The organism is Bacillus cereus group sp. BfR-BA-01350 (assembly GCF_022663775.1).
GTDB classification, from domain to species: domain Bacteria; phylum Bacillota; class Bacilli; order Bacillales; family Bacillaceae_G; genus Bacillus_A; species Bacillus_A paranthracis.
Window position 1 is genome coordinate 386,767 of sequence record NZ_JAKUGD010000004.1, and the last position, 24,816, is coordinate 411,582.

The window sequence follows — 24,816 nt, forward strand, 5'->3', positions numbered from 1 at the left end:
CCATAATAAAAGGAGAACACTCCATGTGTTCTCCTTTTATCTTTATTCAAATTAATGTAGCAAGATGCTCTTTCGCGTCATATTCAACTAAACTTTCAGCATGTTTAATTCGATGAACAAAATCTGGATTAGCAATTAACGGTCTTCCGAATGCAGCTACGTCAATTGTTCCTTCTTGCAACGCTTCTTCAGCCTCTTTCGGATTCAAATTACCAACCCCAACAATCGTACCATCCCAATATTTTCTTACTAATTGATGAAAATTCTTTCCGTCAGCAATCACTTGCGTATAATTCATCGTTGAAGGATGAATCATCGTTAATCCAACTTCTTTAAACATATTTACAAATGTTTCAATTGCCAGCTCAGGGTTTTCCCACATATAAGTAGGATTATCCCCTTTAAAAGCAGAGAAACGAAGAAGTGTTTTATCAGCTCCAACTGCTTCTATTACAGCCTCAGTTACTTCTTTCATAAACGTTAATCTTTGCTTTAAGTCACCGCCATATTTATCAGTACGCTTATTTGCAAACTCATAAGTAAATTGATCAATTAAATATCCGTGTGCACCGTGAATTTCTACCCCATCAAACCCAGCTTCGATCGCGTTTTTCGCAGCTTGTGCGTATTGACTGATAACTTCTTGTATTTCTTGTAACGTCATTGCTTCTGGTGTATCAAATGGTTTACGAAAACGCGGAACATTCCCTTCTGCAGCGATTGCAGAAGGCGCTTGCGGCATTTGCCCACCAATTATTTCGTGATGACTCATACGTCCAACATGCCATATTTGAGCAATAATCGTCCCGCCTTCTTTATGTACTGCCTCTGTAACAGGTTTCCAAGAGTCGATTTGTTCTTGCGTATAAATCCCTGGTACTCCTGGATTGCCTTTCGCTCTCGGACTAATGACAATTCCTTCTGTAATAATTAATCCAACTCCGTCAGCAGCACGCTTTCTATAGTACTCCACTACATCAGCACCAACTACTCCAGTTTCATTGTCTGCAAAGCATCTCGTCATCGGTGCCATCGCTATGCGATTACGAAGAGACCAAGCTCCGACTTGAATCTGATCAAACAACTTCGTTTCTTCAATATTTTCAAAAGATCCCCAAGCGTTTACATTTGTTCCTTCATAAATACTTGCCGCTTTCTTGTTCGAACTTGTCATGTTTCTTCCCCCTAAAAAAATTCTTACTACAATCGCATCATACTTACTTTTAGATAGTAACGTCAATTTATACGCTTTAACCAGAGGTTATTCGAATATTAAACAAATGGGATGCTATAAATAAAAAAGGTTTCCTGAGTAGGAAACCTTTTTTATTTACCATATGTGAATGTCAATTTATCTCTTTTATATAAAGGATATACACATATAAGAAAATCCCTTAACAATAGAAGTGAGAGCGGTTCAATATTCTTATGAAAATAATAACTTATATATACCTAAAACAATGAAAGCCCTACCTCTCTTTCATCCTTACGGCTCCTCGTCCGTGCCAGTGTGAATCAGGATTGCAAAAATCAAGTAATTATTTTATCGAAGTATTTAATTAAACTTCGAACATTCGTAAAAGAAATTTAAAAAATAAAAATGGATTTGATTGTAGTAATAACAAAAGAGGTTAATGCTCTAAAAGTGGTTTGAAAGAGTTGAATGTCTTTGAAATGATTAATTCTCTATAATTATACTCCCAAAAAATTCAAGATCTTTTTTGGGATGCCATATATTATTTGTAATGAACCTTAACAAAAGCTTTTTATTTGATTTTCTGTGATACCTTCAATTAATCCCAGTTCACTAATCAAAAATTCATGTGCGTTATCTAACATTTTCTTTTCGCTTGCATTAAGTGCCTTTTCTTTCTGTATACGCATTAAATCACGCACAACCTCAGCACCTTCTTGCATTTTACCCGTTTTTATTTTATCAGTGTTCACTTTATACCTTTGTTTCCATGTAAGTAATCTATCTGATTCTCCATGCTGAAAAATATCTATTATGTGTATTAATGCCTTGATATCTGTAACTGGTCGTATATTTGAATTCAATATTTTCCCTTCAGGAATCATTATTTCCATATTACTAGCCGACATTTTTATAACATAATACTGTTGTTTTTCCCCTGCGATTTCCTTCTCTTCTATGGCTTTAATTATACCTGCTCCTTGCATTGGATAAACAATGTTATCGCCAATTTGAAACAAATAATCCACCTCCATATATGGTAACCTTCTCAAGCTTAACACAACTTTAGTTTTTTAGCAAAATTTTTATTTTATCATAAAATTATTTTACACGTCAATACTTCAAAAGCAAGAAATTAAATTCACACGATACACTATAAAAAACCGCAATTTTATTAACGGTTCCACACACATTCATTCTCTTTTAACATAAAAAACACATCACTACATTTGAGTAGTAATGTGTTTTTGATAAGGCATAAATAAAAATCTACTTTTCTGTCTATATACTAACCTGCTTATTAACTGTTTCCCTCGCTAAAAGAAAACTCATAATCACTTGCGCTGCTACTCTACTCGTCATATCCCTAAAATCAAGAGTTGGATCAATCTCTACTATATCCATACCTTGAACGAGCGGTTCTTTACCAAGGAATTCAATCGCATCTAGTAAAGTCGTACTGTCCATCCCACCAGGACCAATTGCTGGACAACCTGGTGCAAATGCTTGATCTAGTACATCCATATCAAGAGAAATATAAATAGAAGTCACACCTTGCCTTCTTAATACTTCAATACTTTCCGCCATAATATCTTTTATTTCTCGCTCTCGTACATCCTTCATTGTATACACTGTCACGCCTTGTTCTTTTGCATATTCATGGTACGCACGCGCGTTTGAAAAATTACGAATACCGATTTGAACGAGTTGTTTTCCTGTAATGACACCATTTTCTAATAAACTACGGAACGGCGTACCATTTGACGGACCACCATCATCTAAATTACGTAAATCATGATGGGCATCAAATTGAATAATACCGACCTTCCCTTTACTGTTTGCAAATCCTGTTATACTCGGAAAACTAATCGAGTGGTCACCACCAAGAACGATTGGTATCATGTTTGGATTTACTTTCGTTACATGACCTACTGTTTTCGCAATTCGGTTATGACTTTCTTTTATATCTGTTACATGCATCGTAATATCACCGCAATCATATAGAACACTTTCTTTCATATCGTGTTCTTCTGTAATTGCGTATGTGCTATATGCATCTAACATCGCACGAATTGTTTTTGGTGCAAAACTTGCTCCTGAATGACTAATAGACGGTTTAGAAAGGGGTGCTCCAATTAAGGCAGCACCGAATATTTCCACACCTTCCTCCCAATCTTTAATCATCTCACTCCATTTCGTTACTTCACGATCAATAAACTTTGCATTTTTCTTTAAATAGTGGCCGTGCTCCACGATTGTTCACCTCTTGTATATGCGATATTACCATTCTTCCAGACTGTATTTACATGACTTACGCCGTAATGATACGGTACGTAAGCATAGTTGTAAGCATCCCATAACACTAAATCTGCCTTGCGACCAACTCTAATTTTCCCAGCTACCTCACCACGATTAATCGCGTAAGAAGAGTTAACTGTTACAGCATTCCAAACTTCCTCTGGTGTCATTTTCAATTTCAACATTGCGATGCTCATAATAAGCTGAATGTTTTCAGTTGGGCAGCTGCCTGGGTTAAAGTCTGTAGCTAAAGCTACCGCAACACCTTCATCGATCATTTTACGACCGCGAGCAAAGCTTTCTTTATTTAAATAGAAGGTTGTTCCTGGTAATAAAGTGGCTACTGTATTAGAATTTGCAAGCATTTCAATTCCTTTATCAGAAGCACCAACCAAATGGTCCGCTGATGCTGCACCAATTTCAGCTGCTGCTTCCGCACCACCAAGAGGATCAATTTCATCCGCATGAATTTTCACATCAAAGCCAAGCTCTTTCGCTTTTAATAAAAACTCTTTTGATTCTTCGACAGAGAACACACCTGTTTCGCAGAAAATATCAACGAATTCTGCTAATTTCTTCTCTTTCATTTCTGGTAGTAGGTCTAACATCCATTGTAAAAATTCTTTTGATCTACCTTTGTACTCCTTCGGAACTGCATGAGCACCTAAAAACGTTGACACTAAATCGATTGGATGTTCTTTTTGTAATTGTGCAGTTGCCTCTAATTGTTTCCATTCCGTCTCATCATCTAATCCATAACCACTCTTCGCTTCTACAGTTGTAACTCCGAAAGATAGCATACGGTCTAAATGGAATTTCGCTTTTTGAACAAGCTCTTCTTTCGACGCCTGTTTCGTTGCATTTACAGTTGAAAGAATACCTCCGCCTTGTTCTAAAATTTCTAAGTACGGAACTCCTTGTAATTTTAGTGCGATTTCATTTTCGCGAGATCCACCAAATACAAGATGAGTATGCGGATCAACAAGGCCAGGAGAAACCATTTTCCCACCGCAATCAATAACCTCTTTCGCTTGTAATCCTTTCGCTTCTTCCGCTGTTCCAACGAAAGTGATTACACCATTTTCAATTCCAACCGCACCATTTTCGATAACAGGAAGCGTGTTCATCGCTTCCCGTCTTAACAAGCCATCTTCTTGATCCATTGTTAGTAATTGACCGATATTGATTAGTAAAGTGTCCAGCATGTTTTCTCCTCCTTATTTCATCATTGGAATGTTAACGCCTTTTTCTTTCGCAGTTTCCACAGCTAATTCATATCCTGCATCAACGTGACGAACAACACCCATACCAGGGTCAGAAGTTAATACGCGCTCAATACGTTTTGCTGCTGCTTCTGTTCCATCTGCAACGATAACCATTCCTGCATGAAGTGAATACCCCATACCAACGCCACCACCGTGGTGAACAGATACCCAGCTTGCACCGTTTACACTATTAATTAATGCATTTAAGATTGGCCAGTCAGCTACTGCATCACTACCATCTTTCATCGCTTCTGTTTCACGGTTTGGAGATGCTACTGATCCGCAATCTAAATGGTCACGGCCGATAACGATTGGTGCTGATAATTCACCATTTGCAACCATTTCATTAATGATGCGACCAAATTTCGCGCGCTCACCGTAACCAAGCCAACAAATACGTGACGGAAGACCTTGGAACTCAACTTGCTGACGAGCCATACGAATCCAGTTACATAAATGCTCATTATCAGCAAACTCACGTAAAATTACTTCGTCTGTTTTATAAATATCTTCTGGGTCACCAGAAAGTGCTACCCAGCGGAATGGTCCTTTTCCTTCGCAGAATAATGGACGGATAAATGCTGGAACGAATCCTGGGAAATCGAATGCATTTTTCAAACCTTCATCAAAAGCAACTTGGCGAATGTTATTTCCGTAATCAAATGTAATTGCGCCTTTTGCTTGCATAGCAAGCATGGCTTCTACATGTTTTGTCATGCTTTCTTTTGATAATTGTACGTAGCGCTCCGGATCTTCTTCACGAAGTTTTGCTGCTTCTTCTAACGTGTAGCCTACTGGAATATAACCGTTTAATGGATCATGAGCAGATGTTTGATCTGTAACCAAGTCTGGCGTAATATTGCGCTTCACTAGTTCTGGTAAAATTTCTGCCGCATTTCCTAATAAACCAATAGAAATTGGTTCTTTCTTCTCTTTATACTCGTTCGCAACCGCTAACGCTTCTTCTAATGATTCTGTATACATATCACAGTATCTCTTTTCAATACGACGATCGATGCTGCGCTTATCAACATCAATAGCAATAACAACACCGCCGTTCATCGTTACAGCAAGAGGTTGTGCACCACCCATACCACCTAAACCAGCAGTAAGTGTTAATGTACCTTTTAATGAACCACCGAAATGTTGACGTGCCGCTTCACCAAACGTTTCATACGTTCCTTGTAAAATACCTTGTGTTCCAATATAAATCCAGCTACCTGCTGTCATTTGTCCATACATCATAAGACCTTTTTTCTCTAGTTCACGGAAGTGATCCCAGTTCGCCCACTTCGGTACTAAGTTTGAGTTCGCTAAAAGAACGCGAGGTGCATCTTCATGTGATTTAAAGATTGCAACTGGTTTTCCTGATTGAACAAGTAATGTTTCATCGCTTTCTAACGTTTTTAATGAATCTACAATTGCATTGTAGCTTTCCCAGTTACGAGCTGCACGGCCGATTCCACCATATACAACTAATTCTTCTGGCTTTTCAGCAACTTCCGGATCTAAATTATTCATTAACATACGAAGTGCAGCTTCTTGTACCCACCCTTTCGTTTGTAACTCAGTACCTCTTGGCGCGCGAATTGTTTGTTTAACTTTTTCCATTTCAATCTCTCCCTTTTCTCATTTTATAGTGCTGCGTTTACATCTAATCTTTCTTTTATCGAATAATTCGTTTTTAACCAATACGCAATATTTTCAATATCCGTTGAGAATATACGGTCATTAGTAATAGAAGGTACTTGTTGACGACCTTGATGATAGAAGCTCTTCGTCACTGTACTCATGTTTTCAATACCGCGATATTCTGCTGCTTGCATCGCACAAATCATCTCAATTGAAAGAACACGTCTTACATTTTGAATAATTTGATGTGCATGGCGTGAAGCAATTGTTCCCATACTTACGTGATCTTCTTGGTTAGCTGATGACGGGATTGAATCAACACTCGCCGGATGTGCTAACGTTTTATTTTCAGAAACTAGTGACGCTGCAGCATATTGCATAATCATCGCACCAGACTGAAGTCCTGGTTCTGGACTTAAAAATGGTGGTAAATCGTTTAACTGTGGATTTACTAAGCGTTCAATACGGCGCTCTGAAATATTTGCAAGTTCTGCCATTCCAACTTTTAAGAAGTCCATCGCAAATGCAATTGGTTGACCGTGGAAATTACCACCTGAAATTACTTTTTCCCCGCCATCAAAAATAAGTGGATTATCTGTCGCGGCATTCATTTCAATTTCTAATTTTTCTTTCACATAATTTAAAACTTGCCAAGAAGCACCGTGTACTTGCGGAATACAGCGAAGTGAATAGGCATCCTGCACACGTAGTTCTCCTTGTTTCGTTGTTAATTTACTATCATGAAGGATGTCACGAATTCTGCTTGCTACTTCCACTTGCTCTTTATAACCACGTGCTTTATGAACATTTTCATCAAATGCATCAATAATGCCTTGTAGACCTTCAATTGTCATAGATGCAATTAATTCAGCTTGATAAGCCGTTGCTTCTGCTTCTATATAAGAAAGAACTCCTTGCGCTGCCATCGCCTGCGTACCATTAATTAACGCCAGACCTTCTTTCGCTTCAAGTTCAATTGGCTCAAGACCTTCTTCTGTAAGAGCGACCATTGCATGAACGCGTTTTCCTTTATAGAACACTTCACCTTCGCCTAATAATACGAGCGCAAGATGAGATAAAGGTGCTAAATCGCCACTCGCACCAAGTGAGCCTTGTTGTGGAACAACTGGGTGAATTTTACGATTTACAAACTCAAGAAGCATATTTACAACGAGCGGTCTAACACCAGATACTCCTTTAAGCATCGTGTTTGCTCGTAAAATTAACATACCGCGTGATACTTCTTCAGGGAATGGCTCGCCTATCCCACATGCATGTGACTGAATTAAATTATGTTGAAGTGCCTTTACATCATCTTTTTGAATTAGCACATCACTAAACTTTCCAAATCCAGTTGTAATACCGTAAACAACTTTTCCGTCCTCTACAATTTTCTCAACTACTTCGCGGCACTCCGCCACCTTTTGCATACTAGTTGGACAAGCTGTTACACCTTCTCCTTCAAGTAACAACCTCTTCATTTCTTCAATTGTCAATGTGTGTCCTGTTAACGTAATCATTGTTTTTCCTCCTTAAAAAGGCAAAAGGGGACCTTATCTTTTTTAAGACAGACTTCTGTCCTAAAAAAGTAAGACCCCCTTCTAACTAATAGACTATGGGCAAATCATATGTGATTAATTCCTAAACCAATCGCCTCATGCTCAGATCCTTTTACAGGTGCACCAATCGTTCCATATAATGCAACAGCAACCCATTCGCCTTCTTTTTTTCCGTCGTATGGTGTACCGCGCACAATCGCAAAGCGAAGTCCTACTGTACGAAGAACGTCTGCTAACTGAATTTGACCTCTCGTCACTCCGTACAAAGCTTCCATAATTGCATGATAAAGTGCATGTGTTTCTCTGTAAACGTCTGTTTCAATAACTTGGTTGCTCTTAGCCGCTGTTTCCATTGCTGCGACAACCTTTTGCGAATTCATAGAACCCACTTTCCCCGTACAATACTTCCAACCTTTTGGGATAGATAATACAGGGCTTTCATTCTCATCCGCAAGTGCCAACAGCATGGCCATACGACCAATTCGATGTGTTCCTTGAAGAAGCATGTGACTCTCTCATTTCTTTTAATTATTTGAATATTTCTTAATTTAAGAATATATGAAAACGGTTAAATCGTCAATAGTTTAAACTCACATTCAAATAATTTTTTCATCTCCTCCATTTGTGTACACAAATGATTTACACAATTTTTTCAGGCATGCTATAGTCTCACTAACAGATGCAAAGGAGCGAATTTTCAATGACAAAGCGAAAAGATATTCATTTTCGAATTGAAGAAAAATTACTTGAAAGGTTTGAAGCGGCACTCCATTACGAAGGCTTAAAGAAAACCGACGTATTAACACATGCGATTCAGCAATTTTGCACGAAGGTGGAATGTGAAAAAATGAATGATGTAAAACGCCAATATAACGTAAGTAACCATTTACAAACACGTATTGATACGCATAAACATTACGAAGAAAAACAAGTGAATTTAGATAAAGTCGTCATGGAACATTTACAACTTCAAGGAGACGAAAAAATATTAGAGGTTGGGTGCGCTAATGGAAATTTCCTTTCCCTTTTACAAACTAACGGTCATAAAGGACAACTAACCGGTTTTGATCAATCGAAAACGATGCTTTCTGAGGCAGCAATAAAGAATAGCATAATTGAATGGAGACTAGGTGACGCTGGTAAACTTCCTTTCAAAGCTAATAGCTACGACTGGATCATCGCAAGACACATGTTATATCACATGAAAGATGTCGTAAAAACAATCCAAGGATTCCATAAAGTAATTCGTCCTGGTGGCTCACTTTTAGCTACAACAAATTCTAACGTTACATTACCTCGTATAGTTGAAATGTGTAACCGCATGTTAGACGCATTTGATTTGCCAAAAACAACATCATCAGTCACTCCATTTTGTTTAGAAAATGGTAAAGAGATATTACAGTCTGTTTTTCCAACTGTTGAAGAAGCAGTTATTCATAATGCTCTCGTTTTTCATCATGCTACTCCGATTTTAAACTATATTTCTAGCATGTTTCCATCGCTAAATATACCTGATAATACAATTCTTCACGCGGAAATGAAGGAATGGCTAAAAGAAGAAGTAGAAAATGAATTGTCACTTCATAACGGTATATGGCGCGATCCGAAAACGTTAGCCATTTATCGATGTCAAAAAGAAAAAAGCTAGCATTCGCTAGCTTTTTCGAGTTTTCTCATAACAAATTCTCCATCATTACATTACCCTTACCACCATAAAAATTTGTATTATGTTCATTCGCTACTCCAAAATAAGAGGCAATCGCTATTCCAAAGGGTACAAATGCATGCCCCTGTGCTGTAATAACATTCGAATGTTGCACAATTTCTTTATACACAAAATTTTCTACTGGAAAACACTCTAATTGTTTATAATCCATAGTCACTGTATACGAGACTTCTTTGAATAAGCCTGCTTTTGCTAGTGCATACGGTCCCGCACAAATAGCAGCTACTAATTTTTCCTGTTCGTGAAACTGACGGATGACTGAAAAGAGTCCTTCTGCATCCTTCATATGTATCGCGTCTCCACCGGGAATAATAATCCCCTCATATTCTTCTACACGTACTTCACTTAATTCTATATGCGGTTGCACTTGCAAACCTGTTTCACTTATAATCAATTCTTTCGTTAAACTCGCTGTAATGATTTCATATTTATTTTTCAACAATGCCGTTGCTACCGTAATTTCAAACTCCGCAAATGTTGGATATACGAATAATAGTATTTTTTTCATAGCCCTCTCCCCTTTAACCACTTCATAAAATATACCCCTAATGCGTCTGCTGATAATCTATTCGTGTCCACATAATTTACAGGAAATTGTTTATACCAGTCTTTTTCAGTTTCTACTAATTTAAATTGCTCCTCAAATGTACTTCTGTTTCTTGTTCTATCATTATTTTTTCTATTATATAAATTACTTTCCGAGCTATCTAAATAAAAAATAGCATCTGAACGACATTCTCTTAATTTATATAATTCATCTTTTAATTCAGTTTCTATATCCCACTCTTTTCCTATAATTGTAGGATAAAAGATGGTATAGAATTCAATATCTTCTGGTCCACGATCAAAAATTACGACTGAACCTTTCGCATTTTGAAACTCTTTTATTTTAGCTTCTATAAACATTTTTTGATTTGCTATAAACCCTTCTTTTGAATTCATATCCAAATTTAATTGTTTTCGCTTTTCTACAATTGGGTATGGATTTTCATATATCACCGATAACCCATGTAGCTCTAACCTTTTAGCTAAGGTGGTTTTTCCACTTGCCATCGGTCCTTGAAGTGAAATTACATATGCCATGCCGCTCATTCCCTTACATTTTAGTATACCTATAATATGCGGAATTTTGAAAACTATCAACAAAATATATATCATCTTGTTTCTTATTCTTATCTAACTTATAATAAAAAATAGAGATTATGACGGACGCATCAATAATGTAAGCTTGGAAATCCAAGCTTACATTATTTTTTGCTTTCCCTTTTCTAATAAAAAGAGTATACTAGATTAGAACGTATGTTCTTAATGATTACATACAGTAAGGAGATAGAACAATGGTATACGACACAAAAGCAATTTCTTGGAATGAGTCTTTAAAACAACTTCAACGCCGCTATACAAACAAACAAGTTGACCGAAAAGAATTTGAGGATATTGAACTGATGGAATTCTTCCGCGATAACGACTACATTTCTTTACCTACACATATAAGCGGCCTATCAACAGCACGTTTTACTTCTTACTCTATTTTCACAACTGAAGATAAAGATCGTAAAGTTGGCACATTAATCATTGAATATGTAGAAGATGATAATAATAATTTATGTGTGGAACAACTATACTTTGTTTAAATGATAACGCTTGGTCAAAATGACCAAGCGTTCTTGCTTTCTATGAATCTCACTGTTTATAATATAAATAAAAGAAAACCGCAATCATTAAGGGGGGATACTCTTGCTCGAAGGATGGTTCAGTTGGTTTATTGTACTGTGGACTGTTATTTTATTAGGACTTATGTCTATCGGTGGATACTTTATGTTCAGAAAATTTTTAAAACGACTACCAAAAGAAGATGGTATGTCTATATTAGATTGGGAAGAGCACTATATTAATAAAACGAGGCATTTATGGGATGACGAACAAAAACAATTGTTAGAAGAGCTCGTAAGTCCTGTTCCAGAACTATTTCGCGATGTTGCTAAATCAAAAATTGCCGGAAAAATCGGAGAACTTGCCTTACAAGAAAAAGCCTCTCAAATTACACAAGATTTAATTATTAAAGGGTATATTATTGCTACACCAAAGCGTGATCATAAATTTTTAGTAAAAAAACTACAAGAAAAAAAGATTGATTATTCTCATTATCAATCTTTACTAACAAAACCTACCTCATAAAAAAGATTGCTAGCTTATAGCAATCTTTTTTAACTTACAGTTACTGATTTTGTAGCAGTTAAACGTGCCTCCGCTAAATCTATTTGTAAACCGACAGCACCAGCGTAAAGATAATCAAATGTATTTGGGATATTTACGGTAGTAGAAGTAGAGCCGGCTGTTAACACGCCATTTGCAGGTACATTTGTCACATCAAACTCTGCACGCCGATTAGTCGCAGAAGTACCAATTGGCATATTTCTATCCCCAAAACTTCCGACTGTATTTAAATTTCCCAAATAATTATTTACTTGTGAAGCAAAAAAGTTATTTATTAAATTATTAGGTCCTGAAAGTCCCGTACCGTTTAAGTTAAATCTATCACCTGTCGCATCAGTATCACCATTAATTGCCATTGTAAATACACGAGCATTAACCGGCGCTACAGCTGGAGTGATAAAATTTGAAATCGTTGCTGTCTCACCCAATGTAGAAATGAGTAAACCAGTATATAAACTAACATTCCTAATAGGATATGAATTATCGCGATATACAACAACCAATGCCCATCCTACACCTGTCCCTTGCGTCGGAGGATTTGCCGTGGGAACTCTTTCTACAAAATAATCCCCCGCTGCTCGATTTGAAAGCCCTTGTAGAATATTTGTTACATTTGCAGCACGTGTATAAATGGTACCTTGAAATGTTCCGCTTGATCTCGTCTCTCCCCATGCAGGAACACTCGTAATTGTATGAGTGACCCCATCCGGTGTTTGTAAAGTAGGTATATTGTTATTTACCACCGTTTCTGTTACAGTTGCACTCAATGTTCCTTGCCATACTAGCATTGCAAAGTCTACAGTTGCTGTTGCTGGTACATCTGTTACTGAAGGATTAAGCCTTGCCCAAGAACCATTTAATGTCCAATCATTTGTCGTTCCCGCAAAAGTTAATGGATCTACCGAAGAAGGAACTCCTGCAAAACTTAAATTTGTATCTCTTGTTATTAATGCATTGTATTGATACGCCGTAGCTGTTGTAATACCACGCATGCCAACTGTATTCCCTGTGTGTACCATAAATAAAGAGTCCGTTTTCGTATATGTTTGTACAAAAGCCAACATTTCCACTCCCCTTCCATATAAGATAAATATTTATTCGCTATTTCATTTAATGCAAACGAGTAAAAAAAGTTCCATTTGTATATGCACAGACTAACTTGGGCAAAAAAAAAGCCTTTGCCTATTCCTATTCATTTAAATTTGAATAGGATGCAATGACGAGCTCATTTTATACCAATATTTATAAATCATATTATTTCTAAATCATTATATAATACTAGTTGTAAATATTTAATCCCTTGACCGGATTTAAATTTATACAGAAAGGACGAATCTAATGGCAATAGCAACAATAGGAAGTCGTTTAACCTATACAATCGTTGTCCAAAATACCGGAACACTTCCTGCCCAAAACGTTACATTTACAGACCCCATACCCGCTGGCACTACTTTCGTTCCAAACAGCGTTACAGTTGATGGCGTTGCAACAGCTGGAAATCCTGCTACTGGTATTCCCATTAGCAACATTCCTGCTGGTGGCTCTGTTACAATTACTTTTCAAGTAGATGTAACAAGTATTCCTACCCCACCTGTCGCCAGTAACGTAGCATCATTTGGATACGAATTTCAACCTGCACCTAACGCACCCACTATCACACGTACAACAACAAGCAATATAGTTAATACAGACATTTTCACAGCTAATGTCGCATTAACAAAAGCAGTAGATAAAACAATTGCTACTATCGGTGATACGATTACGTATACAATTACGGCCACAAATCAAGCCACATTAGCTGCTAATAATGTTATCATTACAGACACGCCTCCTGCCGGCACATCGTTCGTACCGGGTAGCGTTACAGTTAATGGTACTTCTACTACAGATAATCCTGCTACTGGAATAAATGTAGGAACGATTGCTGCAAACGGGAATGCTACAATTACGTTTCAAGTTCAAGTTAATACTCTCCCTACACCAAACCCTATTCCAAATAGTGCAACTTCAAGCTTTCAATATAATCCACCGAACCAACCACCAATTAACAGAAACTCTACAAGTAATATAGTTGAAACACAAATTAATGCTACTATCATAAATCCAACTAAAAGTGCAAACCAACAAATTGTGAATATTGGTGACATCATTACGTATACGATTACTGTTCCAAATAACGGTAATATTTCAGCAACAAATGTTTCCATCACCGATCCTATCCCTACTGGCACTACTTTTATTCCAAACAGTGTTACAGTTAATGGAACGGCACAATCTGGCGTAACTCCAACAAATATTCCGCTAGGTACAATTCCTGCTGGTCAAACTACAACTGTCACATTTCAAGTCCAAGTCACTTCCCTCCCAGCTAACGGAACGATTACTAACGAAGCAAATGTAACATTTACGTCGCAACCGAATCCGACTGAACCCTCAACAACCACTACGATAACACCACCTCCAACAACTACTTCTGTACGAACTGCAATTGTAAATCCAACAAAAACTGCTAGTCCACAAATTGCTGATATCGGTGATATTATTACGTATACGATTACTGTACCAAATACAGGAAACATCGCTGCAACGAACGTTATTGTAACTGATCCAATTCCAAGTAGCACTACATTTATTCCGAATAGCGTCACAATTAACGGTACTTCACAACCTGGCGTAAACCCTTCTGGTGGTATACAAATTGGAACAATCGCAGCTGGTAATACTGTCACTGTCACTTTCCAAGTTCAAGTTACCTCTCTCCCAGAGAATGGCCTAATCCGAAATATCGGAACCACAACATTTACGTATCAACCAGATCCTACAAAACCAGCTATTACAACAACAAACCCTACACCACCTACTACTACTCCTGTTAACACCGCTATTACAAACCCTGTTAAAACGGCGGATAAAACTACTGTTGATATTGGTGATGTTATTACGTATACGATTACTTTCACTAATGATGGTACGATCCCTGCTACAAATGTAGTTTTTACTGATACCATTCCTACTGGTACAACATTCATTCCGAATAGCGTAATCTTAAATAATGTACCGGTTCCAAATTCAAATCCCGCACTAGGAATCCTGGTTGGAACAATTAATCCGGGTGAAACCAAAACACTATCTTTCCAAGTTCTTGTTACACAAATTCCAGCTGGCGGTGTTATTGCAAACGAAGCTTCAACGACATATACGTACCAGCCAGATCCAACAAGACCGCCGGTTACCACAACCGAACCGACAGCACCTACTACAGTCTCTGTTAATACCGCTACAGTTAACCCTACAAAATCTGCTAATCGTACTTTCGTTGATATTGGTGATGTTATTACGTATACAATTAGTTTACAAAATAACGGCACTGTTCCCTCAACAAATATTGTACTAACAGATCCAATTCCAAACGGTACAACATTTATTCCAAATAGCGTCACGATTGATGGTGTCTCACAACCTAACAGTAATCCTGAAAACGGTATATCGATTGGTACTTTAAATCCAAATCAAGCAAAAACAATTACATTCCAAGTTCAAGTTACAAGTGTCCCGCCAAATGGAATTATAGAAAACCAAGGCAGTGTATCATTTAATTATATTGTTAATCCAAATGAGCCTCCTGTTACAACAACTACCCCAACTCCTAAAACAGAAACTCAAGTTGGGACCGTTATTACAGCGCCTACAAAATCTGCCGACAAACAAGTTGCTGATTTAGGAGATACGATTACCTACACGGTCACATTTACAAATAATGGGACCGTTCCGGCTACAAATGTAGTCGTTACAGACCCTACACCTAACGGAACTATTTTCGTTCCAAATAGTGTTACAATCGATGGCATTACAACGCCAGGAGCAGCCCCATCACTTGGTATACCACTTGGTACCATTTCTGTCGGAGAAACGAAAACAATCACGTATCAAGTTGTCGTTACAAACTTACCACCTGATGGAATAATTAGAAACCAAGCATCCTTCACTTACCAATATCAACCGAACCCAAGTGAGCCTCCTGTCACAACAACTACCACCACTCCAAGTGTAAACATTTCAATTAATAATCCTAATCCAACGACTACAAAATCTGCTGATCGACAAGTTGCTGATATAGGGGATACGATTACTTTTACTGTTACATTCCAAAATAGAGGGACCGTCCCCGCTACAAATGTTATTATAAAAGATGTACTTCCATCTGGTGTTTCTTTCGTTCCAGGTAGCGTTGTCGTAAATGGCACATCACAACTTGGAGAAAACCCTGAAATTGGTATACCCGTCGGCACTGTAAATCCCGGTCAAAGTATTACAGTTACGTTCCAAGGTGTAGTAAATAGTATCCCGCCCGGAGGAGTTATTAGAAATCAAGCAAATATTACATTCACATACGAGCCAAATCCAAATGAACCTCCCGTTACGACAACTATTACAACTCCTGAAACAGAAACAGCAGTTAATACCGCTACACTAAATCCACAAAAAACAGCAGATCGCTCCTTCGTTGCATTAAATGATGTCATTACCTATACTCTCTCATTTCAAAACACCGGTACTGTTCCTGCTACGAATATAACAGTAATAGATTCTATCCCTGCCGGTACTGTATTTATTCCAGATAGTGTTACGATTAATGGGATTCCTCAAGCAGGAACAAATCCATCATCAGGAATTTCACTTGGAACTTTAGCGCCATCCGAACGCGCAACGATTACTTTCCAAGTACGAGTAATAAACATCCCTGCTAGCGGCGAAATCCGAAATCAAGGTAGTGCAACATTTAATTATCAACCGGATCCAAATTTACCTCCAGTCACAAAAACAGAAACAACTCCTGAAACAACGACTCCTATCCAAACTGTAGTCATAAGTCCAACAAAAACAGCAAACCTTACGTTTGCAGAAATTGGCGATATTGTAACTTATACTGTCACATTTACAAACCAAGGAACTATACCTGCTACTGGTGTAACAATTACAGATTCTTTGCCACCGGGTACAACTTTTATTACGAATAGTGTTACTGTAAACAATGTCGCTCAACCCGGCGTAAGTCCAGTCACAGGAATTCCTGTTGGAACAGTTAATCCCGGCGAGACAGTTACTGTTACATTCCAGATTCAAATAAACGCTATTCCTCCTAATGGAAAAATAGAAAATACAGCAAGTGTTACCTACACTTCTCAGCCTAATCCTAGCGAACCTCCTATTACAACAACAGAAACGACTCCTACCGTAACTTTACCTGTTCGTACCGCTAACCCGAACCCGCAAAAAACAGTGGATCGTGAGTTTGCAAGTATTGGTGATACGCTCACTTATACAATCACCCTTGAAAATACTGGTAATATACCTGCAACTAATGTCATTATTACAGATTCTATCCCTACTGGAACTACATTTATCCCTGGTAGCGTTACGATTAATGGCATTCCACAACCTAATTTGACCCCTGAAACAGGAATCCCAGTTGGCACATTAAACCCTAGACAAGTAGTGACTGTTACTTTAGAAGTACAAGTAACAGCTTTACCACCAAATGGCCTTATCTCAAATGAAGCAAATGTCACTTACACATCTCAACCAGACCCGACACTCCCGCCTGTTACAACAACCACACCTACTCCAATCGCAGAAACAATTGTGCAAAATGCAGAATTAGAGTCAACAAAAACAGTAGATTTGCCAATTGCTAACATTGGAGATGCACTCACTTATACAATCACCCTTGAAAACAACGGAAATATTCCTATGACAAATGTATTTGTCATTGATCAACCACCAGTAGGTACACAATTTATTGTAGATTCTGTTACAGTAAATGGCCTTTCACAACCAGGTGTTGATCCAAGTATTGGGATACCTATTGGTACAATACAACCAAATCAAATTATAACCATTACGTTCCAAGTAACGATTACAAATATACCTCCTAACGGGGTTGTTACAAATGTTGGTTCAATCAACTTTACCTCTCAGCCTAATCCAAATGAACCTCCTATTACAAAAACAGAGACAACACCACCCGTTAATACTGAGATCATTAACAGCATTATTAATCCAGCAAAAACAGCTAATCGAAACAACGTTGATATAGGTGATATCATTACGTACACCGTTACCTTCCAAAACTTACAAACAGTACAACTGACAGACATCGTTTTTACAGACCCAATCCCAACAGGGACTACTTTCATTCCAAATAGCGTTACAATTAACGGCACTCCAACTAGTAATGTAGATCCAGCTCTTGGCATACCTCTTGGCACATTAAACCCTAGTGAATCGGTCATTGTAACTTTCCAAGTTCGTGTTGTTTCCATACCACCTAATGGAATTATTGTAAATGAAGCTACTATCACCTACACCTTCCAACCTAATCCTGAAGAACCTCCAGTAACAGTAACTACACCGACTCCACCCACTACTACAAATGTCAACACCGCAACAACGAGTCCTACAAAATCTGCTGATAAAGTATTTGCTTTATTAGGTGACACAATCACCTATACGATCTCCTTGCAAAATACAGGAACCGTCCCTGCAACAAATGTACTTGTAACCGACCCTATTCCAGCTGGCACTACTTTCATTCCGAATAGCGTTACGATTAATGGTGTTTCACAACCAGGTATCATTCCTAATTCTGGAATTCTTATCGGTACATTAGAACCTAGCACTTCAGCCGTCGTGACTTTCCAAGTTCAAGTAACTTCGATACCGCCGACAGGTTTTATTGAAAATGAAGGGACCGTTTCATTCCAGTACCAGCCAGATCCGACTAGGCCACCTGTATCCGTTACTACGCCTACACCTACTACAAAGACGCAAGTAAGTGAAGTTACCACTAATCCTAACAAACAAGCTAGCCCTCAAGTTATTAATCTTGGTGATACTGTCACATATACAATTACATTCCAAAATGTCGGGAATATTAATGCGACAGATGTTATTATTACAGACCCTACTCCAGCTGGTACTACTTTCATTCCGAATAGCGTTACGATTAATGGCGCCTCTTCGCCTGGAGCAAATCCAAATAATGGTGTCAATGTCGGAATTGTTACTCCAGGACAAATTATTACGTTAACTTATCAAGTTACTGTAACTGCACTCCCGCCAGACGGTATAATTAAAAACACAGCAACTGTCACTTACACATTCCAACCAAATCCTAGTGAACCTCCTATTACCATTACAGATCCTACTCCAACTGTTGAAGTATCCGTTATTACGCCTACACCTAATCCAAATAAACTAGCTGATAAACAAATTGTAGATTTGAATGAACTCATCACTTATACAGTAACGTTCCAAAATCGTGGATCAGTCCCTGCAACTTCCGTTATCATTACTGATCCGTTAGCAAATGGGCTAACATTTGTTCCAGGTACCGTTATATTAAATGGTATTCCTGATCTTGGAGCAAATCCTGTAGAAGGTATACCTGTAGGTACAGTCAATCCGAACGATATAATTACTGTTCAATTCCAAGCGAGAGTAACAAGTGTACCACCTGGTGGTATCATTCGAAATCAAGCAACTGTTACTTTCACATATGAACCAATTCCTGGTGAACCACCTGTTACCATTACAGATCCTACTCCAATTAACACAACGAACGTAAATACAGCGATATTAAATCCACAAAAAACAGCTACGCCGGAAACAGTTACACTAGGTGATATCATTACGTATACGATTTCACTTCAAAATACAGGTACCATTCCTGCTAATAATATCGTTGTAACTGATACAATTCCTGTCGGGACTTCGTTCATTCAAGATAGTGTTACGATTAACAATGTGCCGCAACCAACCGCAAATCCATCCACAGGCATCCCGATTTCAACACTTGCTCCTTCTGAATCAGCAACGATTTCTTTCCGTGTCCTAGTTACTTCAATTCCACCAAGCGGAGAGATCCAAAACCAAGGTAACGTTTCATTCCAATACCAACCAGATGCTACTAAACCACCGGTATCCGTTACTACGCCTACACCTACTACAATTACTCCTGTAAACGTTGGAACTCTTAATCCGATAAAAACTGCTGATAAATCCGTCGTTTCCGTGGGTGATACAATTACGTTTACTATCACATTCCAAAACGAAGGTACGATTCCCGTGACTAGTATTTCTGTTACTGATTCACTTCCTGCAGGTACATCATTCATTCCAAACAGTGTTACAATTAACAACATTCCCGTTCCAAACGCAAATCCATCCACAGGCATTCCAGTCGGAACTCTTAATCCAACAGAATCCGTAACTATTTCATTCAAAGTACAGGTTATTACACTTCCAGCTAATAGAATGATTACAAATATCGCATCCATTACGTATACTTCTCAACCTGATCCTACTAGACCACCTGTCACAACAACAACTACAACACCACCAATTACGATAGAAGTAAACCCTAATGAGCCAAACACATTTATTAAGACCGCAAATGTAAATAGCGCCAATCTCGGTGATTTCATCACATATACACTTACCTTTACTAACAATGGCACCATTCCAGCAAATAATGTACTCATTACCGACCCACTTCCTCCTGAAGTTACTTTCTATCCAAATTCAGTAACAGTAAATGGAGTAGCACGTCCCGGAACTAACCCAACTATTGGTATTCTTATCAGCACTGTTAATCCAGGTGAATCTGTTTTTGTCTGTTTTATCGTTCAAGTAACAGCAGAGCCACGAAATGGTCTCATTCGAAATACCGCCCGCATTCGCTATACACTCAGACCAGATCCTACTCAACCACCGATTTCCGTTGATGAGACTTCAGAACCAAACATTATTCCATTTATCGGTCCGTTCGTCTCACCAAATTTAAATTGCTTTTTTAATGGTACACGTTTTATACGCCGCGGCTGGGATACAAGGTGTTAACAATATAAAATAAAAAGACAGCGTCAAAAAACGCTGTCTTTTTATTTTATACATATACAGTTTTTAAGTTAATTTCATATCTTTTTCATTATAAAAACCATCTTCTTTTTCCATTTCCTTTTGTAATTTCGTAAAGGAACGGTACATGGCAATTCTCCATGACACAATCATCGCGAACGCCAGTAAGAAGAACATGCCACTAAGTTGTCCTAAATCAAGAGATTGACTTAAGTATGTTTTAAATACAATTCGCACGACAAGTAATCCAATTAATATAAAAACAAAGGCTTTGGAACGCTTCAAATAAATCTCTTGTCCTCTAATTTCAAATTTAGATGTTTTAATAAGAAAAATAGAGAAAAACAAACCTACGCCAATCGCTTCTAACATCTCTGCTGGAGTTAATCGAAATTCAGGAAAAACATACATCAATGCTCCCGTACTCATAAAGAATGGCGGAAGTATAATTTTTTTCAATGTTGCAGGTTTCTTAGCTGCTTTTAAACGAATAAACATCGCACCAACAGCCATACAAACAGCAACGATACTGGATAAAACAACTATGTTCATATTTTCTCATCCTTTTTTGTGGCTATATGCAAAATATACTTTCATTATATGCTTTTCCGTTAGTATTTCCAACATTTTCACAGAATAATACTAAAAACCCGTAAAACCACCAAATAAACTTGAGAAATATACGATAATTTTTGTCATCCAGTTAAAGTATAAGAAGATACCCATGATAATCATAATGTATCCCCCGATTTTCATGAACTTCATACTGTTTCTTTTAATCCAAGACATTTTCGTAATAAAGAATGATAGTACGAAGAACGGGATAGCAAATCCAAGTATGTATGCAATCATATAAATCATTGCTGATTCTGGATTTGTTGCTGCTAATCCAATAACCGATACTAAAATAGGTCCTGTACAAGGTGTCCATCCTGCCGCAAATGCCAACCCAATTAGAACAGATCCAAAATAACCACTCGGACGATTTTTAAACGTGAATTTACGATCTTGCATTAAAAACTTCGGCTTAAACACACCGACAATAATAAGACCGAACACGATGATAAATATACCACCTAACTGTCTAATTAAATCTTTATAATTTGTAAAGATGCCTCCAATAAAACTTGTACCAAATCCAATTGCAATAAATATAATTGAAAATCCAAGTAAGAAAAACGCTGTATGTATCATACTTCTTTTGCGAAGCATTGCATTTTCTTCTTTCAGCTCAGAAACCGACATACCTGTTATATATGATAGAAATGCCGGATAAAGCGGCAAGCAACATGGGGAAATAAATGATAAAAAACCGGCGCCAAACGCTAAAAAAATACTAATATCTTGCATTGTTCCACTCCTCTCCTTACATATTGTAGCAAAAACACATAAAAATACTATGAACAATTCGTGAAATCACTTTTCCAACGTGATAATAAGAAAAACTACCCTTTCACACTTTTTCTAAAAAAACGTTTTCATTTCCTTCTATTATATAGAAAAATCTCAATTACACTACAAAACCTCTTTAATGTTATTAACATAACAAAGGTAATATAGTTTCTCAAATGATTAGCATGTTATTCGTACGCCTATATACATATTATTAAAAAAATATTTTTTTCAAATGCTGTCTTTATACAATATAAAGCTGATTTTACAATACTTCTATTATTACTAATTTCAAGATTATGCATAAATATCATACTTTTATTATTATTCTATAAAATGTCACACTTTTCTTTTATTTGACCCTTCATTTTTAATTTTGTATACTTCCCTCTAGTTATATATGTCCGTTACGGAACAATTTCATATAGATGGGAGGAATATTTCATGCTTCGTTATTCTCTTTTAGTTTTATTAGGAGCGTGTAGTTATGGGATTTTAGCTATTTTCGTTAAACTTGCATATGCAGAAGGATTTTCACTTGGAGAGGTAATTGGCAGCCAATATTTGTTCGGTTGGATTATTTTGCTTGCTATTACACTTCTATTTTCTAGACATCGTGTTCCATTAAAACAAGCTTTAATTTTATTCGTTGCAGGTACATCTGCAAGTTTCACTGGAATTTTTTATTATGCTTCATTAAAAACTGTACCAGCATCTATCGCCATTATACTTTTATTCCAATTCGTTTGGGTGGGAATTATTATTGAAGCAGTCGCAACAAAAACTTTACCTTCAAGAGAAAAAGTTATTTCTGTTATTTTCTTACTTGCAGGTACATTTTTATCAAGTGGTTTACTAGAAAAATCAGCAGGTGATTTCGATACGACTGGAATTATATTAGGCCTATTATCTGCTGTTACATTTGCAACATACATTTTCGTGAGCGGAAAAGTTGCTGTTGAAGTACCTTCATTACCACGCGGTGTTCTTTTAATGGCTGGTGCTTTAACTTTAGTAATGATCGTATTCCCTCCAACATTTATTCTTAACGGTGCAATTTCTGAAGGACTTTGGAAATACGGTTTAGGTTTAGGAACATTCAGTATCGTCATTCCTTCTATCGCCTTTACAATTGGTATTCCAAAGATTGGTTCTGGCTTAGCGACTATTCTTGGCGCTGCGGAACTACCAGTTACAACAATTATGTCTGTATTCGTTTTAAAAGAAGCTGTACTATCTTCACAATGGTTCGGTGTATCACTTATCTTAATAGGGATTGCAATCCCGCAAATTGCCTATGCAATGCGTGGACGTTATCGTAAACATCATACACATAAAAAATTGGCAGCATAAACGAGAGAGGATTTTCATTTGAGAATCCTCTCTTTTAATATTGTATACTTAATGTAAATACTTTATTTAGGAAAGAAGGCATTATAAGTGGCAGCAAATCTAGAGCGATTAACTGAGACGCTAATTTCTATTCGTCGAAATTTACATGAGCATCCAGAACTATCCTACGAAGAATTTGAAACGACGAAAGCTATAAAGAATTGGTTGGAAGAGAAAAACATTACGATTATAAATTCTAATTTAAAAACAGGCGTTATTGCTGAAATTTCGGGGAATAGTAACGGACCACTTATAGCAATCCGTGCCGATATTGATGCCCTACCTATTCAAGAAGAAACAAATTTGCCGTACGCTTCAAAAATTCACGGTAGGATGCATGCTTGTGGGCATGATTTTCATACAGCTGCTATTATAGGGGCTGCTTATTTGCTAAAAGAAAAAGAATCTTCTCTTAGCGGAACTGTACGCTTTATATTCCAGCCAGCTGAAGAAAGTAGTAATGGTGCTTGCAAAGTCATTGAAGCCGGGCATTTACGTGGTGTACAAGCTATTTTCGGTATGCATAATAAACCTGATTTACCAGTAGGTACAATCGGTATTAAAGATGGTCCACTGATGGCTGGAGTTGATCGATTTGAAATTGAAATTCACGGAGTTGGTACACATGCAGCTGTACCAGATGCTGGGGTAGACCCTATTGTCGCATCTTCTCAAATTGTGATGGCACTCCAAACAATTGTAAGTCGAAATATAAGTTCTTCACATAATGCCGTCGTTAGTGTCACAAACATCCACTCAGGAAATACGTGGAACGTTATTCCTGAAAAAGCAACACTGGAAGGAACTGTACGTACATTTCAAAATGAAACACGTGAAAAGATCCCTGCGCTAATGAAACGTATTATTCAAGGGGTTTCTGATGCATTAGGTGTAAAAACAGAATTTCGTTTTTATGCAGGTCCTCCTGCTGTTCATAACGATACATCCCTAACAAACTTATCGACTCAAGTTGCAGAAACTATGAATTTAAATATCGTCTCTCCTACCCCGTCAATGGCCGGAGAAGATTTTTCTTTTTATCAACAAGAAATACCTGGTTCCTTCGTCTTTATGGGAACAAGTGGTACACACGAATGGCATCATCCCGCTTTTACAGTAGATGAGCGAGCATTACCTATAAGTGCAGAATACTTCGCTTTGCTAGCTGAAAGGGCACTTAAACAATTTGCATAAAAAAGGAGCCGTTAAGACATATTTAAC

18 protein-coding genes and 1 pseudogene are annotated in these 24,816 nt (G+C 37.5%); 6 read left to right on the top strand and 13 right to left on the bottom strand.

All coding sequences use genetic code 11. The features are described 5' to 3' along the window. Positions 1 to 46 precede the first annotated feature (46 nt). The 7 genes from MR147_RS12575 to hutP form a co-directional block, all read right to left on the bottom strand. Positions 47 to 1,174, bottom strand: coding sequence for an alkene reductase (locus MR147_RS12575; RefSeq protein ID WP_074606671.1), 1,128 nt, complete (start codon positions 1,172 to 1,174; stop codon positions 47 to 49). A 578-nt stretch (positions 1,175 to 1,752) separates the two neighbouring features. Beyond that, positions 1,753 to 2,214 carry a CarD family transcriptional regulator gene (locus MR147_RS12580; protein WP_003160944.1) on the bottom strand — a complete coding sequence of 154 codons (462 nt, stop codon included), beginning with the start codon at positions 2,212 to 2,214 and terminating at the stop codon, positions 1,753 to 1,755. Positions 2,215 to 2,476: 262 nt separating this feature from the next. Then, entirely contained in the window at positions 2,477 to 3,448 is a 972-nt protein-coding gene (hutG, locus tag MR147_RS12585) for a formimidoylglutamase (protein WP_074606672.1), read from the bottom strand. Continuing rightward, the gene (gene hutI / locus MR147_RS12590) at positions 3,427 to 4,698 is read right to left on the bottom strand and encodes an imidazolonepropionase (RefSeq protein WP_000887527.1); all 1,272 of its coding nucleotides are present in this window, start codon (positions 4,696 to 4,698) and stop codon (positions 3,427 to 3,429) included. The genes hutG and hutI overlap by 22 nt, the downstream gene beginning before the upstream one ends. 12 nt (positions 4,699 to 4,710) lie before the next feature. Further along, complete coding sequence (gene hutU / locus MR147_RS12595) at positions 4,711 to 6,369, bottom strand: urocanate hydratase (protein ID WP_074606675.1); 1,659 nt, start codon at positions 6,367 to 6,369, stop codon at positions 4,711 to 4,713. Positions 6,370 to 6,392: 23 nt separating this feature from the next. Next, entirely contained in the window at positions 6,393 to 7,910 is a 1,518-nt protein-coding gene (gene hutH, locus MR147_RS12600) for a histidine ammonia-lyase (protein ID WP_074606677.1), read from the bottom strand. Between the two features lie 104 nt (positions 7,911 to 8,014). After that, on the bottom strand, positions 8,015 to 8,455 hold the full coding sequence (hutP, locus tag MR147_RS12605; RefSeq protein WP_000926516.1) for a hut operon transcriptional regulator HutP: 441 nt from the start codon (positions 8,453 to 8,455) through the stop codon (positions 8,015 to 8,017). Between the two features lie 194 nt (positions 8,456 to 8,649). Here hutP and MR147_RS12610 point away from each other — a divergent pair, with 194 nt between their 5' ends. After that, a complete protein-coding gene (locus MR147_RS12610) occupies positions 8,650 to 9,597 on the top strand; it encodes a class I SAM-dependent methyltransferase (RefSeq protein WP_139302715.1) in 948 nt (315 codons plus the stop codon). Positions 9,598 to 9,622: 25 nt separating this feature from the next. On the opposite strand, the gene MR147_RS12615 is transcribed toward MR147_RS12610, so the two are convergent. Next, positions 9,623 to 10,183 carry a DJ-1/PfpI family protein gene (locus MR147_RS12615; protein WP_074606680.1) on the bottom strand — a complete coding sequence of 187 codons (561 nt, stop codon included), beginning with the start codon at positions 10,181 to 10,183 and terminating at the stop codon, positions 9,623 to 9,625. Further along, the gene (locus MR147_RS12620; RefSeq protein ID WP_074606682.1) at positions 10,180 to 10,758 is read right to left on the bottom strand and encodes an AAA family ATPase; all 579 of its coding nucleotides are present in this window, start codon (positions 10,756 to 10,758) and stop codon (positions 10,180 to 10,182) included. The genes MR147_RS12615 and MR147_RS12620 overlap by 4 nt, the downstream gene beginning before the upstream one ends. Before the next feature lie 254 nt (positions 10,759 to 11,012). Between MR147_RS12620 and MR147_RS12625 the strand changes: the two genes are divergently transcribed. Both MR147_RS12625 and MR147_RS12630 read left to right on the top strand, forming a co-directional pair. Then, a complete protein-coding gene (locus MR147_RS12625; RefSeq protein WP_000262403.1) occupies positions 11,013 to 11,309 on the top strand; it encodes a hypothetical protein in 297 nt (98 codons plus the stop codon). 103 nt (positions 11,310 to 11,412) lie between these two features. Beyond that, positions 11,413 to 11,853 carry a DUF2621 domain-containing protein gene (locus MR147_RS12630; RefSeq protein WP_070806700.1) on the top strand — a complete coding sequence of 147 codons (441 nt, stop codon included), beginning with the start codon at positions 11,413 to 11,415 and terminating at the stop codon, positions 11,851 to 11,853. Between the two features lie 29 nt (positions 11,854 to 11,882). On the opposite strand, the gene MR147_RS12635 is transcribed toward MR147_RS12630, so the two are convergent. Continuing rightward, positions 11,883 to 12,953: a hypothetical protein gene (locus MR147_RS12635; protein WP_000896248.1), complete on the bottom strand. Its 1,071-nt coding sequence runs from the start codon at positions 12,951 to 12,953 to the stop codon at positions 11,883 to 11,885. Positions 12,954 to 13,230: 277 nt separating this feature from the next. On the opposite strand from MR147_RS12635, the gene MR147_RS12640 reads away from it, so the two are divergent. Continuing rightward, on the top strand, positions 13,231 to 20,793 hold the full coding sequence (locus tag MR147_RS12640; protein WP_242304325.1) for a DUF7507 domain-containing protein: 7,563 nt from the start codon (positions 13,231 to 13,233) through the stop codon (positions 20,791 to 20,793). Positions 20,794 to 20,856: 63 nt separating this feature from the next. Here MR147_RS12640 and MR147_RS12645 read toward each other — a convergent pair whose 3' ends face one another. The 3 genes and pseudogenes from MR147_RS12645 to MR147_RS27255 form a co-directional block, all read right to left on the bottom strand. Beyond that, positions 20,857 to 21,363, bottom strand: a complete 507-nt coding sequence (locus MR147_RS12645) for a CcdC family protein (protein WP_001028639.1) — start codon at positions 21,361 to 21,363, stop codon at positions 20,857 to 20,859. A gap of 90 nt (positions 21,364 to 21,453) precedes the next feature. Beyond that, positions 21,454 to 22,161, bottom strand: a complete 708-nt coding sequence (gene ccdA / locus MR147_RS12650; RefSeq protein WP_001152681.1) for a cytochrome c-type biogenesis protein CcdA — start codon at positions 22,159 to 22,161, stop codon at positions 21,454 to 21,456. Between the two features lie 16 nt (positions 22,162 to 22,177). Then, positions 22,178 to 22,321: pseudogene (locus tag MR147_RS27255) on the bottom strand (peptidase T). 326 nt (positions 22,322 to 22,647) lie between these two features. Here MR147_RS27255 and MR147_RS12655 point away from each other — a divergent pair. Next, positions 22,648 to 23,556 (top strand): EamA family transporter, encoded by a 909-nt coding sequence (locus MR147_RS12655; protein ID WP_074608406.1) that lies wholly within the window; start codon positions 22,648 to 22,650, stop codon positions 23,554 to 23,556. A gap of 87 nt (positions 23,557 to 23,643) precedes the next feature. Further along, positions 23,644 to 24,789 carry a M20 peptidase aminoacylase family protein gene (locus MR147_RS12660; RefSeq protein WP_074608404.1) on the top strand — a complete coding sequence of 382 codons (1,146 nt, stop codon included), beginning with the start codon at positions 23,644 to 23,646 and terminating at the stop codon, positions 24,787 to 24,789. The last annotated feature ends 27 nt before the right edge of the window (positions 24,790 to 24,816 follow it).

Excerpts from the sequence above, each read along its gene's own strand:
- MR147_RS12575 (WP_074606671.1), bottom strand. The coding sequence starts at position 1,174 with ATGACAAGTTCGAACAAGAAAGCGGCAAGTATTTATGAAGGAACAAAT.
- hutI (WP_000887527.1), bottom strand. The coding sequence starts at position 4,698 with ATGCTGGACACTTTACTAATCAATATCGGTCAATTACTAACAATGGAT.
- hutU (WP_074606675.1), bottom strand. The coding sequence starts at position 6,369 with ATGGAAAAAGTTAAACAAACAATTCGCGCGCCAAGAGGTACTGAGTTA.
- hutH (WP_074606677.1), bottom strand. The coding sequence starts at position 7,910 with ATGATTACGTTAACAGGACACACATTGACAATTGAAGAAATGAAGAGG.
- hutP (WP_000926516.1), bottom strand. The coding sequence starts at position 8,455 with ATGCTTCTTCAAGGAACACATCGAATTGGTCGTATGGCCATGCTGTTG.
- MR147_RS12610 (WP_139302715.1), top strand. The coding sequence starts at position 8,650 with ATGACAAAGCGAAAAGATATTCATTTTCGAATTGAAGAAAAATTACTT.
- MR147_RS12615 (WP_074606680.1), bottom strand. The coding sequence starts at position 10,183 with ATGAAAAAAATACTATTATTCGTATATCCAACATTTGCGGAGTTTGAA.
- MR147_RS12620 (WP_074606682.1), bottom strand. The coding sequence starts at position 10,758 with ATGGCATATGTAATTTCACTTCAAGGACCGATGGCAAGTGGAAAAACC.
- MR147_RS12625 (WP_000262403.1), top strand. The coding sequence starts at position 11,013 with ATGGTATACGACACAAAAGCAATTTCTTGGAATGAGTCTTTAAAACAA.
- MR147_RS12640 (WP_242304325.1), top strand. The coding sequence starts at position 13,231 with ATGGCAATAGCAACAATAGGAAGTCGTTTAACCTATACAATCGTTGTC.
- MR147_RS12645 (WP_001028639.1), bottom strand. The coding sequence starts at position 21,363 with ATGAACATAGTTGTTTTATCCAGTATCGTTGCTGTTTGTATGGCTGTT.
- ccdA (WP_001152681.1), bottom strand. The coding sequence starts at position 22,161 with ATGCAAGATATTAGTATTTTTTTAGCGTTTGGCGCCGGTTTTTTATCA.
- MR147_RS12655 (WP_074608406.1), top strand. The coding sequence starts at position 22,648 with ATGCTTCGTTATTCTCTTTTAGTTTTATTAGGAGCGTGTAGTTATGGG.